Raw genomic sequence first — 13677 nt, 5'->3', positions numbered from 1 at the left:
TCTGGCGTGTCTCCCGTGTGTTCCTTCCCAGCGGCTGCGGTGCCCACCACTCGGGCGCTATCTCGGCTCCGGCGTAAGGGCGTACAACGTCGGCGTCGTCGTCGGCGTGCTGTCCAGGATGAGCAGCAACTGCCCGGTCGGACCACCCCACGGGAGCGGTACGCCGGCGCCGAGCGGCGTCGGCGGCTTGGCCGGGTCGGTCGCGTCGAGGACGAGTGTGGTCTGCGGGTCGGAAACGCTTTGGCCGTACAGGAGCTTGCCCCACCCGACGACGGGTCCGAACCCGGGGCGCACCGACGCTTTGTTCGCCTGGAGGTCGTAGACGACCGGTCCGAGGGCGGCGACGCGGCCGTCGGTGCCCCAGACCCACGCGGTCTTGCGGACTTGGTCGAGCGGCGCGTCGGTGGTGACGAGGGATTGGCCGGAGGTCGCGTCGTAGAGGACGACGGTCACCGTGGCGGCGTCGGGCCCGTTCCAGATGACCGCGACGCGGTTGTGCCCGGCCGCGGCGATACGGAAGATCGTCGCGCCCGCACGCGGCGGGACGGGCGTGACCGCGACGGGCTCGCGGCCGGGCGCGGCGCTCCACCACGGGCCGACCGGGACGGCGGCGATGACGGTGGCCCCGTCGGCGGCCATGGCGGTGGCGTTGGGGGGGAGGTCGACGGAGACGAGCTTGGCGTCCTCGACGACGGACGCGGCCGTGCCGGCGACCACCAGCGGCGCGTCGCCCGCATAGCTGACCTGCGCGTTGTCGGGCAGGTCGAGGACGGTCGGCGCGGCGGACCCGTCGGCGGGGGCGTACGCGAGCTGGTTGCCCGCCTGCACGAGGACGGACTCGACGCGGTCGACGAGCGCGAGCCGTACGCCGCGGTGTTCGCCCGCGGGCAGGTCGAACGCGCGGCGGACGTGGCCGGTGGCGGGGTCGAGCAGGGCGACCTTGCCGTCCGTGGTGATGACGGCCACGGCGGTGGTACTGGCCGCTACCGTCGGGGCCTTCGCGGTCGGGACGGCGACGGTGGCGATCCACGCGGCGTTCTTCGACCAGCCCGGCGGGGCTTGGGCGGGGAGCACCGGCGGACCGGGTTTGGCCCCGCCCGTGGTGGCGTTCGCGGACGGCTCGGGAGTGCGCTTGTCGTCGGCGCCGCTGCCGCCTCGGTGGACCAGGGCGACGACGACGAAGGCGATGACGAGGATGCCGACGACGACGCCCACGATGACGAGACGGCGGAACAGCGCGGGCCGATCGGCGGCTTCCTCCCAGGCTTGGTCGCCGCGGAAGCCGATGACCTGCGTGCCGCCGTCGTCGTGCTCGGCCGCTTCGGTGGCGCCACGCGGCGTGGTGTAGGCGGCCGCGGGGAACGGGTCGGGTTCGAGGTCGGCGGAGGGGGTGGGGGGCGCCGACGGGGTGTCCCAGTGCACGGAGGCGTCCGGGGACGGCGGTCGGGCGCTGCGGCTTGGGGGTTCGTTGGGCGGTGGTGGCGGGGACGTCGGGGGCGGGGCACTCCGGCTCGCGGACGTGTCGGCGGACGACGCGCCCGCCGCGGGCGCAGGCGCGGGCGCCTCGAAGCGGGGCCCGGCGGGCGGCGCGAAGGCACCGGTAGCCGTGCCGGGTTCGTCGGCCGGCGGCCGCGCGGGCGGCGGCACGCTCGGCGGCCCCCACGGCCCACCGGCAGACGGCGCAGTGGGCTCTTCGACACTGCTGCGCGGATGCGGGGTCACCAGACCGTGGGAGTCACGCCGCGCCGCGCTGTCCGGGGCCTGAGGGAAAGGCACTTGCGACGGCTGGTCTGCCGCGTGGGCACGCGGCGCCGAGTCGCCGGGGCCCGCCGCGTCGGCCTCGGTCGCGGGCGGAGGTGAGCCGACAGGCGCACCCGGCTCCCCCGAACCGACACCGACGGCCGGCGCCTCGGGAGCACGCGGCGGTTCGCCGCCGCTTCGTGCACCACCTGCGTCGGAGCGCGGGCCGGGCGTCCGAGGGGCAGCAATCGAAGGGGCTTCCCCCGGAGCGCCTCCGCCCGATTTTTCCGAGGCACCCGAACTTTCCGAAGCATCAGCCCCCGGAGCGCGCGCCTCGTCGGCCGCCCCCGCGCCCTCCGGTGCGGCAAGCCGCCCCTCGTCGCCCCCCGGCGCGCCCCCGCCCTCGGGCTCCTCGTCCAGCAACCACGCCGGTACTGGGAGCGCCGCGCCGACCTCCGCCGCGTCCCCGTCCCGCTCCCGTCCTCCGGCCGCCACCGCGTCCCCTTCCCCGCGCTCGGTGCCGCTCCTCACCGCGTCACGCCCGCACGCCCAGGTCGGCAATCCGCCACGGTTCCGCCGGTGTCGCCCGGGTCAGTGTCACGAACACCACCACCAGCGACTCGGTGCCCTTCCAATTGTCCCGGCCCGTCGGGGTGTACCGGACGGTCCACTGCCGGTACGCGAGCACGTCGCTGTCCGGCGGCGCCGCTTCGTTCGACTGCGTCATCGTCGGCTTCGTGTAGGCCTTGTGCCCGGTCCACAGCGTCCAGTCCGCCCCCGGCGGCGCGACCACGATGTGCTCGCGCTGCGTGGCGGCGTACTTGTCGGTCATCCACTGCTGGGCCCGGATCGCCGCGTCCTGCCCCGTCGTGTCGGTCATCGTGTCGTACGAGAACAGCACGGTGAGCGCCGCCTGCGACACCGCCGTCGCGTCCGCCGACGCCTGCGCGTCGAGGCTGGGCAGCGGCTGCGTCGGCGTGCCGGGGCCGCGCGGAATCGGCTGCGCGGGCGGCACGCTGACGATCGGCGGCAGCGTCGACGCGGACGGCGAAGCCCCCGCGTCGGACGCCCGGTTCTGCTTGCCGATCAGCGCGCACCCACCGAACAGCGCGGCGCCGACCAGCAACGCCAGGAACACCAGCAGTCCGACCGCGCCGCGCAGGCCTTGCGCCCGCATCTGCGGGCTGCCGCCGCTCATCCGTACCTCCGGACCTTCCAGATCGAGTTCGCGTAGTACGACTCGCTCAGGTTCGACACCTTCACGACGTCGCCCGTCTTGGGCGCATGCACCATCTGCCCGTTGCCGATGTAGATGCCGATGTGGCTGAAGTCCCCGGTGTGGTGCGGGTCGAAGCCGATCACATCGCCCGGGATCATCGCCCGGGGGTCCACCGCCGTACCGGAGTTGACCTGCTCCTGCGACACCCGCGGCAGCACCACCCGGCCGCCCGACGCCTGGTAGACCGAGTACTGGACGAGGCTGCTGCAGTCGAAGCCGATCACGCCGGCGCCCGACCCGAAGCCCCCGGACGGGCCGCTGGTATCGCCGCCGCCCCACGAGTAGGGCGTGCCGCGCCACCGCATCGCGTAGGCGACGACCGCCGCCCCGAACGGGGTTCCTTCCTTGAGGTCCGTGATGACCGTCTGATACTTGGTCATCAGCCGGTGGATCGTCGTCACGTAGCCGCGCGTTTCGGCATACGGCGGAATACCGCCGTACTTGAGCACGGCTTCCGGGCCCGCGTTGTAGCCCGCGAGCATCAGGTCCTGGATGTCGCCCGAAGCCAGGCCGCGTTGCACATAGCCGCGGACCTGCTGGGCGATCGCACAGTCGTACCGCGCCGCCGCCATGATCGCGTCGGGCGGACTCCACACGCTGGCCGTGCCGTCGCCGTCCCCGTCGGTCGCCCACGTCACCCACGTGCCCGGCATGAACTGCGCGATGCCCTGAGCACCGACCGGGCTGACGATCGTCGGGTTCCACCCCGACTCCTGCTCCAACTGGGCGGCCAGGAGCTGCGGGGTCACTTCGGGGCAGATCGCCCCGGCTTTCGCAACCCATTGGCGGTACGCCGCCGGGACTTGGCCCTCGTTGTACGCCGCGTTGTACGCCGCACCGGCCACACCCGCCGACGGAAGTCCGCCCGCGAGCGCCGCAATGACCAGCAGCCCGCCGACGGTCAACACCAACGGGACGACCAGGACGGCGAGTACCGCCCGGCCCGGCTTCACGGCACGCTCCGCGTACGCGCGCAGCAACGCCCGGCGGCTGTCGTCGTCTGCCGCATGGTGCCCCCGATCCCTCGGCCGCGCCGGGCAGGGCGGTGCCCGGGTCGGCCGACAAAACGTCCCGCCGGTCCCGGACGATGCCGGGTTCGGTCAGGTCATCCTGCCCCGACGCCACCCCCGTGTGTCCAGCCGCGCCCCCTGGTGTGGCGGACGATTCGCACTCCTGTGCGTTTCCGTGCGCTCGGTTTCGCTCCGACCCGCATATGCGTGCGAGACGTAGGGCATTGTGCCGTGTATCGGGCCAACTCGTATGCACTACCGGAAGGTTGGAAGGGTGGCCCGGCCTCGGGTCATACCGGGTGCATCGGGACGTGCGGTAGGTTCCCGCTGCTGGCCGGAATCGCGTCATCGCGCGGGGGTGGGCAATGTCCAGGGACGAAAATTCCAGGCGGGATGCGGTCTCGGCGTACCCGGAAACGGAACCGGCCGCGGCGCGCCGCGGGTTCGTCCTGCTCGTCGCAGGTGTCGGACTCGGCCGCCGCAAGAAGCGCGCGCTCGAGGACTCCGAGGCCGCGCTGGCCGGCTGGGTCGGCCTGCCGCCGCAGATCCTCATCGCGGACGCGCCCGCCGACGTCGTGCAGTTGCCCGCGGGCTCCGGCCCGCAGACCGTGCGCGGCTACCTGGAGAGGGCGTCGGTCACCCGCGGCCCGGTCGTCGTGTACGTCACCGGCCACCTCATGCCGGACCGGCGCGGCGAACTGCACCTCACGCTGCGTGATTCCAGCCCGGGCAGCGTGCGCTACGACGGCCTGCCGTGGGCGTGGATCGCCGAAACGCTGCGCATCCGGGACGCGCGGGACACCCTCGTGGTCGCCGACCTCACCGCCTCGGACGACGTGCGCGCCCGCGTGCACGCCGCCCCGGAGGAACTCGCCGCGCGCCTCCCGCTGTGGGCGGTCGTCGCGCCGCCGCCGTCGTCGCACGACGAGCCGGCGCACGCGTTCACCCGCACCCTGACCGTGGCCGCGCGCCGCGGCTTCCTCGGATGCCCGGCGCGGGTCGAGGTGGCGGCAGTGCACCCGTCGATCTTCGGCCGTTCGCAACTGCCCGACGGGACCGTGCAAATCGTGCCACCGGAAGGCGGTGCGCTGCGGCTGGCCAACCGCCTGCCGGTCGACGACGTGTCGACCGAGTACGTGGTGACCGTCACACGGCCGGATTCCGCACCCGCGCCGGTTCCCGCGCCGGCCGGGGACGGCGCGGAGTATCCGGCGCCCACCGGCGAGCCGTTCGCCGCGGCGCCGCCCGCCGGAGCCGCTCCGAGTCCCCCGCCGAGTCCCCCGTCGAGTCCCGCTCCGGAGCCTGGTCCGAGTCCCGTCGAGCAGGCCCCGGAGACGTCTCACCTGCGGGTGAACTGGCCTGTCTCCCCCGCACCGGCGCCCGCCGCGGAGACCATGCCGGACGGTCCGCCGCAGTCGTCGGCGCCCTCGGGCGCACCGCAGTTCCTCCGCCGGGTCGCCGAACTACGCGCGGCGATGGCCGCGGGCAACTTCGACGTGGCGTTCGGCGAAGCCGAGGCACTCACCCACGACATGGAGACGCGCTACGGTCTCGGCCCGGAGCACCGCGAGACCATCGAGGCGCTGCAGACCTGGGCGTGGCTCGCGGCCCGCACCGGCCGCACCGGGCAGGCCGTCCGCCTCTACACGGAGTCCGCGCGCCGCAACGCCCGCGTGCACGGCCCGGGCCACCCGGCCACGCAGGCCGCGGCGGACGCCGCACACACCCTGTGGCTGCAGGTCGCGGACGTCGCCACGGCACGCGAACTCGGTCCGGCGGTCGTCGCCTTGCGCGGGCTCGTCCTCGGCCGCGGCCCGCACTCGCGCGAAGCGGCGGCGGCACACCTGGCGGAACTCGCGGGGGCCGCCGAGGCGCCCGCGTCGGCACCGATCCCGGCTCCGCCGCAACCGCCGACGCCAACGCCAACGCCGCCGTACGCGTCGACGCCGCCGTCCGATGCGGCACCGGCGTCCCCGTGGGCACCGGCGCCCGACTCCACGCCGCCGCGGGCACCGGGCCCGGGATCCGGCCCGAGCGCCGCGCCCGGACCCAAGGCGGAGCGCCCCGCGCCGCCCGCGCCGGAGCCCGCTCCGGCGCACGACACAGCGTCGGCGACCGCGCGCGAGTCCGCACCCGAAGCCCACGGCGAGGCCGCTCCGACGGCCCACCGTGCCACCAACACCGCGCCCGCCTCGCACTCTTCGGCCGCCCCGGCTTCCCACGCGGCCCCCGACGCCGAGCCCCTCCTCGACGACGCACTCCCCCCGCCTCCCGAACTCCGCGAGGCGCTCGACGAGATCGCCGACACCGCCGCCGACGGCCGCTACACCGAAGCCCTCGGCGCCGCGGACGCGGTGATCGCGGCGCTGGTCGCCGACCTGGGCCCGTGCCACGTGCACACCCTCAACGTGCGGGAAATCCGCGCCTACTTGGCCGCCGAGGCCGAGCGGCTGCCCGAAGCGGTCGCCGCCTACCTCGACATCGCCGAGGACCGCATGACGGTCGGCGGACCCGAGCACCTTGACACGGTCTCCGCGGTCGACAACGCCCACGTGCTGTGGCTGCGCCTGCCCGACGGTGCGACCGCGACCGCGGCGGGCCACCGCCTGGTCGCCCTGCGCACCCGCGTCCCGGGGCCCGGCGGACGGGCGTTGGAAGGCGCCTTGGCCCGCATGGACGAGCTGACGTCGACGCAGCCGCCGCCGACCGTGGGGCCACCGACGGCCCCGGCGGCCCCCGCCGGCACCGAGACACCGGAAGCCGCGGCACCCACCGCCCCTGAACCGCCCGACCAGGACGGACCACACGAACGACCCGAACCCCCGGCACCGCACGACGCCGCCGACCGCTCGGGTGAAGTCCCCGCGTTCCCGGGGAACCCAGCCACCGAACCGGGCGGCACGCCGGCCGACTCACCCGCGTCGTCCGCGACCACCCCGTCCGACTCCACCACCCCTCCGTCGGCCGCGCCCGCGGAAGCCCCGGCCCCCGCCGCGCCGCCCGCCGCCCCCGCCGGTCCCCCCGCCATCCCGGCCCCGCCCGTGCCCGCGCCCCGCGCTCCGGTCCCGGCCCACGCACCCGAGCCGCCTCGCGCGGCACAGACCGAACCCCGCGGGACCACCGAGCCGCCGCAGACCCCCCTCGCGCACTCCGGTTCCCCCGCACCCGCCGATCCCGCCGCCATCCCCGCGCAGGCGCCCACAGCACACGCGGAAACCCGCTCCACCCCCCAAGCCCCGCCGCCCGAATTCCGCGCCTACCTCACCGCGATCAAAGCCGCGACCGCCGCCGACAACCACGTCGAGGCGTTGACGCTGGCCGAGGAACTGACGCGCGGAGTCGAGGCCAAACACGGGCCGGGGCATCCGCACACGCTCAACGCCTACGAGGTGCGCGCGCATCTGACCGCGTCCGCCGGTCTGTTCGCCACCGCCGCGCGCCAGTACGCCGCCCTCGCCCAACGCTTGGCCGACGCCCGGGACCCGGCCGACCCCGGCGCTTGTTCGGCCGCGGACGCCGCGCAAGCCCTGTGGCTGCGCCTGGGCAGCACCGACGCGGCGCGCCACCTCGGGCCGGGCATCGTGGACCTGCGGCGGCGCGTGCCGGGCCCGGACGGTCTGGCCTTGGACGCGGCGCGCGTCCACCTCAGCGTCCTGATCGCGAGCGATGTCTGACAGTCGGCGAAACCATGCCGCCTGCGCCCCAGGTTCGTTGCCATACGCCCCGATCTTCCGATACGTCAAGTCGCGCCCGGGGAACGCCATTCGCCTGGGACGCGTCTCATCGCCATATGGATATCTCGATCAATACCGTTGAGTTCGGCAGGGAACTGGGTAAGCGGATGTTCGCGTTGCGTGAACCTCCGTCGCCTGTCGCACCCGACAGGCATGCTGGAACCGGGCAGGACGATCACGACAGGCTGGAGAAGGCCGATGCTGGACACACTGGTCGAGCGCTACCGGTGGGCTGAACAGGATGCTCTTGTCGCCCTCACCATTTCGGTCGTGGCAGGCCGGAGCGAGGAAGACGTCGTACAGGCATTCGGCGGCAGCACAGCACCCCGGCGAGTGATGACGTTCCGTCAGATAGGCGACGTGCTTGCGGTGCCGGAAGCGGGTTCCTTCCACCCGATGCTGATCGTGTCGACCGGATCGTGCGTGGTGACCATCGAGAACACCGGGTATCACGGGAGCATCCCGGAGATCGCCCGCCGAGCGTCCGCCGACGGCGGGCGTTTTTTCAGCGCCTATTGGGACATGCACGGCGACCACCAGGTGATGTACGCGGAGGACGGCCGGGTCCAGGTCGCCTACGACCCGGTCGACGACTCCCGGGTACCGGCCGGCGCCACGGTGCCGCTGCCGCGTTGGGCGGAAGGCGTCCGCCCGGACGCGGCCGCGCCCGGCGCGTCGTGCCTGGCCCTCATGGAACGCGTCATGCGCGTCCGGATCGACCCGGACTGGATGGTCCGTCCGCTGAGCGCGGTGATCCTGCCCGACCCGGCTACCATGTTCGACGATCCGGAGGCGGCGTGGCGGCCGTGACCCGGCTGTCTTGCCCGGGGAGTCCGCCGGGACTCCCCGGCGGAATCGGAGTGACGGCGTGCAGGCGACCATCGACCACATCGTGATCTGGGTGAGCGACCAACTCCGTTCGCTCGACTTCTACGAGCGCGTGGTCGGCTTCGCGGGGGTGCGCGCCGAGGAGTTCCGGGAGGGCAAGGCGCCGTTCCCGAGCGTCCGCGTCTCGGACCACGCGATCATCGACCTGATGAACCGCGCGAAGGCGGAAGGGATCGACGAGCTGGTGCACGCGCCCGGCTCCTCCGGCCACCGCGTGAACCACATCTGCGTCGCGGTCTCGCACGCCGACTTCACCCTGCTCCGGGCCCGCCTCGACGCCGAGGGCGTCGACACCTCGGTCGGCATCACCGACTCGTTCGGCGCCCGCGGCCTCGCCCCGGAGACCTTCTACTTCGCCGACCCGGACGGCAACATCCTCGAGGCCCGCCACTACGACTGAGCGGTCGGCCGGTCCCGGGGGCTGTCAAGATCCACCGGACACGCCCTAGTCTCCCCGCGTGACGCGAATACTCGGGGGGCTCGCGCTCCTGTGCGCGGCGTGTGCGGTGGTGGTGGGCAACCTACCGCTCTTCCTGCTGCCGCCGAAGGCGCCGGTACTCTATCCGGCCGTTGCCGCCTTGGTGTTCGCCTGTGCGTGGGCCGCGGTGGCGGCTGTCCGGCAGCGCGGAGTCTCCCGTTTCGACCTGACCCACCCGGACGGCGGCAAGGCCCGAACGCCCCTCCTCAACGCGTTCCTGCGGCTGTGCATCGCGTTGCCGATCGTCCTCGGTCCCAGTGCCGCGCTCGGTCAGGCGATCGGGCCCGACGGCGCGCACGGCCGACACGTCGCCGATGTCCGCGAGGCGGGCGGCGGCGACCACGAGCTGCGGATCGACAGCGTCGTCGGGAAGCCGCGGGACACCGGCGTCACCATCAACGACCACGTGCAGTACGCCGCGACGGTCACCGTGACCGTCCCGTTCACGTCCGGCCCGCGCGTCGTCACCGTCGAGGGCGTCCACACGCTGGGCGCTCCCGTGCCGGGCGAGACGGTGCATCTGCTCTACGCGCCCGACCGCCCCGACTTGGGGGTGCTGGAGAATCCGTACGGGTTCTTCGACACGCTCTTCCCGATGATCTTCATCTGGGGCTTCTTCGCATTCCCCGCGCTGTTCGTGCCCTTCGTGATGTCCGCCGATTTCCTGCGGCGGGCACGGGTCTTCCACCCGCTGGTGCACTTGCCGGCGTTCGCCATCCTGACCGCGGGCGGCGCGCTGTCGCTCCCCCTGGCTCTGGGCTATCCGGCGAGCGGGGTCGACTTGGCGCTGGCGATCCCCGCGATGGTCACCCCGTGGCTGGCCGCCGTCTGGGCCGCGGTCGCCCTGAACCGCGTGTAGCGGTGCCGCGCTAGTCGGCCGCTCCCGGCTCCGCGCTCGCGGACGCGGTGCTGACCCGGGTGCCCGAGCCCTCCGGCTGGGCGTCGCCCGTCCCCCGGGCTGCGGCGAGGCGGGCCAGGTAGGCGTTGTAGGCCTCGAGTTCCTTGTCGCCGTCGCGATCGGCCTGGCGGTCCTTGCGGCGGGCGAGTCGTTCCTCGGAACTCATCCACTGCGAGAAGATCACCAGCAGCACGATGACGGTCGGGACTTCGCCGAACGCCCACGCGATCGCGCCGCCGACCTGCTGGTCGTTGAGGGTGTCCACGCCCCACGACGCCGGGGGCTTGGCGAACGAGTCCACGAACAGCGTCGACGACATCATCACCGCGACGCCGAAGAACGCGTGGAACGGCATGCCTGCGAACAGTTCCAGCATCTTGATGACGTACGACGGCTTCCGCGGCGCCGGGTCGATGCCCATGATCGGCCAGAAGAACAGCAGGCCGACCGCGAGGAAGTGGGCCATCATCCAGCGGTGGCCCCACATGCTGCCCATCGTCGTGTCGAAGATCGGCGTGAAGTAGAAGACGTAGAGGCTCGCGATGAACAGTGGCAGTGTCACGAACGGCGAGGACATCACCTGCGCGTAGCGGCTGTGCAGCAGCGCGAGGAGCAGTTCGCGCGGGCCGCGCTTGCCGCGCGGCGCGGGCCGCAGGGCGCGGAGCGCGAGGGTGATCGGCGCGCCGAGCAGCAGCAGGAGCGGCGACAGCATGCTCAGGATCATGTGCTGGATCATGTGGATGCTGAACAGCGCGGTGCCGTACGCGGCGAGGCTGCTGGACGTCGCGTACAGCACGGTCACGATGCCGGCGAGGAACGCGACGGTGCGGCCGATCGGCCACTTGTCGCCGCGCGCATGCAGGCGCCACACCGCGGCGAGGTAGAGCATGGCGGCCGCGATGGATCCGGCGACGAAGATCGGTTCCGGGTACCAGCCGAACATCTTCGACGCGCTGGGCTTGCCGAGGCCCGCCGCCATCCCGGCCATGCCGCTGAGGCCGTCGCCGTGCTCCCCGTGCTTGCCGTGCAGGTCCTGCTGGCTGTCGCCGAGCATCAGCGCGCCCAGGAAGAGGGCGATGCCGAGAGCGATCAGCGCCACCGCGCGGAAGGCGCCGGGACCGGGCGTGCGGGCGGCGGTGCGGGCCCGGGCGTCGCCGGGGGCGCGGCTTGCGGTGGACCCTGAGGTGCGGGGTGCGGGAGCCATGGCATCCACTGTGACGCATCGCCGATGGCCTGCCGCCACCGGGGCACGGTATGTCGCCCGTTTCGGCGACGCCTTCCACAACCGGCCGGTACGCCCCCGTCCGGGCGGCCGGTTCCCGGCGAAACACCGGAAACCGACCGCCCGGAAAGACCTCGGTCAGTGCGCCCCGATACCCGTCAGCGCGCGCACCTCCAGCTCGTCGAAAGCCAGCTCGTCCTCCACCGTCCGGCGGCGGCTGCTGAGCAGCGTTCCCACCGCGGCGCATGCGAAGCCGACCGGGATCGACACAAGGCCGGGGTTCTCCAGCGGGATCGGCGCGACAGCCGTACAGGACCCCAGGGCGGTCGGATTGCCCACATTTGTCGCGTTGGCGGCGACACCGCACTTGCTCGCCTGCGTGGCGGACAGCTTCACGGCGGGCTTGGTGTCGCTCGCGCCGCCCCACACGATCGGCGACAGCGCCACGACGGCGATCGCCGAGACGAGCCCGCCGAAGACGCCGGCGATCGCGCCGGCCTTGGTGAAGCGCCGCCAGAAGATCGAGAACACCAAGGCGGGCAGGTTCGCCGACGCCGCGATCGCGAAGGCGAGCGCGACGAGGAACGCGACGTTGAGTTCGCGGGCGAACACGGACAGCGCGATCGCCACCGCCCCGATGACGACCGCCGCGATCCGCGCGACCCGCACTTCCTGCGCCTCGGTCGTCCGGCCCTGCCGGATCGCGCCCGCGAACAGGTCGTGCGCGAACGACGACGACGAGGCCAGCGTCAGCCCCGCCACCACCGCGAGGATCGTGGCGAACGCGACCGCCGCGATGAACGCCAGCATCACCGCGCCGCCGTCGCTGCCCGCCCCGCCGCCGAGGTGCTCGGCCAGCCGCGTCGCCGCCGTGTTGCCGGACGGGTCCGCGGTCTTGATCGCCTTCGTACCGACCAGCGCCGCCGCACCGAAGCCGATGACCAGCGTCATCAGGTAGAAGGCCCCGATGATGACGATCGCCCAGTTCACCGACTTACGCGCCGCCTTGGCGTCCCGCACCGTGTAGAAGCGCACGAGGATGTGCGGCAGCGCGGCGGTACCGAGGACCAGCGCGATGCCGAGGCTGATCAGGTCGAGCTTCGACCACGCGTCCGTCGCCCCGTACTTCTGACCGGGTTCGAGGAACGCGCTGCCCTTGCCGGACTGGCTCGCGGCCGCACCCATGAGGTCGGAGAAGTCGAAGTGGAACTTCGCCAGCACCCACACCGTCATGACGCACGCGCCGACCATCAGCAGCACGGCCTTGACGATCTGCACCCATGTGGTGCCCTTCATGCCGCCGACCGTGACGTAGAAGATCATCAGCGCGCCGACCGCGACGATCGTCCAGATCTGCGCCGCGTCGGACGTCAGGCCGAGCAGCAGCGCGACGACCGCCGCCGCGCCGACCATCTGCGCGATCAGGTAGAACACCGACACGACGATCGTGGAGATCCCGGCCGCGACCCGGACCTGCGGCGAGCGCAGCCGCTCGGAGATCGCGTCGGCCATGGTGAACCGGCCGCTGTTCCGCAGCGGCTCGGCGACCATGAACAAGGCGACGACCCACGCGACCAGGAACCCGATCGAGTACAGGAACCCGTCGTAGCCGGACAGCGCGAGGATGCCCGTGATGCCGAGGAACGACGCGGCGGACATGTAGTCGCCGCCGATCGCGATGCCGTTCTGCAGCGGCGAGAACGACCGGCCGCCCGCGTAGAAGTCCGCGGCGCTGCGGGTGCGGCGTCCGGCGACCACGGTGATGGCCAGCGTCGCCACGATGAAGACCGTGAACAGCGCCACGGTCAGGGTCTTGTGGTCGGTCACGCGGCCACCTCCACGTCGGGTGCGGGTCCGGCGGCGCGCAGCTCGGCGGACAGCGGGTCGAGGCGCCGGTTGGCGAACCGCCAGTACAGCCAGGCGGCCAGGAACGTGGTCGCGAACTGGGCGAGGCCGAAAAGCAGGGCGACGTTGACGTTGCCCGCCACCTTGTGGGCCATGAAGTCGCGGGCGTACGCGCACAGCAGCACGTAGAGCAGGTACCAGGCGAGGAACACCGCGGTCATCGGGAAGACGAACCACCGGAAGCGCCGCTTGAGTTCGACGAACCGCGGATCGCTGTGCAGGGCGGCGGCCCGCCCGGGCGTGCGGTCTTCCGACGGGGACGCCGCCGCGGTCGTGGAGGCGGTCATCCGCGGCTCCCGGCGGGCAGGCGGGCGGGGCTGGTCATCGAGGCCACTCCAGGGGCGGGCAGGGATCGGAATCGGACACGGTTGCGTGTGCCTGTGGGGGTCGCCCGCGGCACGCCGCCGGACGGTAAACCCGTACGTGGCATCACTCGGTCGGACGCACCCTCTCCTTGAGTCCCTCGTTCGAGGGAACCCTGCGTCGCCGTGGTTGGTCCCGGAACCCCCGGGAAGGAGCCGCG

The 13677-nt window shown here is 73.1% G+C and carries 10 protein-coding genes; 4 read left to right on the top strand and 6 right to left on the bottom strand.

The window, feature by feature from the left end:
• Window positions 1-57: 57 nt before the first annotated feature.
• The 3 genes from ACPA54_RS21245 to ACPA54_RS21235 all read right to left on the bottom strand — a co-directional run bounded on the left by ACPA54_RS21245 (window position 58) and on the right by ACPA54_RS21235 (window position 3972).
• Complete coding sequence (locus tag ACPA54_RS21245) at window positions 58-1422, bottom strand: hypothetical protein (protein WP_423532059.1); 1365 nt, start codon at window positions 1420-1422, stop codon at window positions 58-60.
• A gap of 853 nt (window positions 1423-2275) precedes the next feature.
• Entirely contained in the window at window positions 2276-2938 is a 663-nt protein-coding gene (locus tag ACPA54_RS21240; RefSeq protein ID WP_345675133.1) for a hypothetical protein, read from the bottom strand.
• Window positions 2935-3972 carry a C40 family peptidase gene (locus ACPA54_RS21235; protein WP_423532057.1) on the bottom strand — a complete coding sequence of 346 codons (1038 nt, stop codon included), beginning with the start codon at window positions 3970-3972 and terminating at the stop codon, window positions 2935-2937. The genes ACPA54_RS21240 and ACPA54_RS21235 overlap by 4 nt, the downstream gene beginning before the upstream one ends.
• A gap of 422 nt (window positions 3973-4394) precedes the next feature.
• On the opposite strand from ACPA54_RS21235, the gene ACPA54_RS21230 reads away from it, so the two are divergent.
• The 4 genes from ACPA54_RS21230 to ACPA54_RS21215 all read left to right on the top strand — a co-directional run bounded on the left by ACPA54_RS21230 (window position 4395) and on the right by ACPA54_RS21215 (window position 9988).
• Window positions 4395-7703, top strand: coding sequence for a hypothetical protein (locus ACPA54_RS21230; protein WP_423532055.1), 3309 nt, complete (start codon window positions 4395-4397; stop codon window positions 7701-7703).
• A 258-nt stretch (window positions 7704-7961) separates the two neighbouring features.
• A complete protein-coding gene (locus tag ACPA54_RS21225) occupies window positions 7962-8573 on the top strand; it encodes a hypothetical protein (protein ID WP_423532053.1) in 612 nt (203 codons plus the stop codon).
• Between the two features lie 58 nt (window positions 8574-8631).
• Window positions 8632-9051 carry a VOC family protein gene (locus tag ACPA54_RS21220; RefSeq protein WP_423532051.1) on the top strand — a complete coding sequence of 140 codons (420 nt, stop codon included), beginning with the start codon at window positions 8632-8634 and terminating at the stop codon, window positions 9049-9051.
• 58 nt (window positions 9052-9109) lie between these two features.
• Entirely contained in the window at window positions 9110-9988 is an 879-nt protein-coding gene (locus ACPA54_RS21215) for a hypothetical protein (RefSeq protein ID WP_423532049.1), read from the top strand.
• A gap of 10 nt (window positions 9989-9998) precedes the next feature.
• On the opposite strand, the gene ACPA54_RS21210 is transcribed toward ACPA54_RS21215, so the two are convergent.
• From ACPA54_RS21210 to ACPA54_RS21200, 3 genes are all read right to left on the bottom strand, one after another.
• Window positions 9999-11015, bottom strand: coding sequence for a cytochrome c oxidase assembly protein (locus tag ACPA54_RS21210; protein WP_423532290.1), 1017 nt, complete (start codon window positions 11013-11015; stop codon window positions 9999-10001).
• 372 nt (window positions 11016-11387) lie between these two features.
• Window positions 11388-13076 carry a solute symporter family protein gene (locus ACPA54_RS21205; RefSeq protein WP_423532047.1) on the bottom strand — a complete coding sequence of 563 codons (1689 nt, stop codon included), beginning with the start codon at window positions 13074-13076 and terminating at the stop codon, window positions 11388-11390.
• The gene (locus tag ACPA54_RS21200) at window positions 13073-13441 is read right to left on the bottom strand and encodes a DUF485 domain-containing protein (RefSeq protein WP_423532045.1); all 369 of its coding nucleotides are present in this window, start codon (window positions 13439-13441) and stop codon (window positions 13073-13075) included. Before ACPA54_RS21200 ends, ACPA54_RS21205 begins: the two co-directional genes overlap by 4 nt.
• Between the last annotated feature and the right edge of the window lie 236 nt (window positions 13442-13677).

The organism is Uniformispora flossi, from assembly GCF_049534875.1.
Classification (GTDB): Bacteria; Actinomycetota; Actinomycetes; order Streptomycetales; family Streptomycetaceae; genus Yinghuangia; species Yinghuangia aomiensis.
Note: the sequence above shows the minus strand (reverse complement) of the source record. Positions and strands in the feature narration are given on the sequence as shown.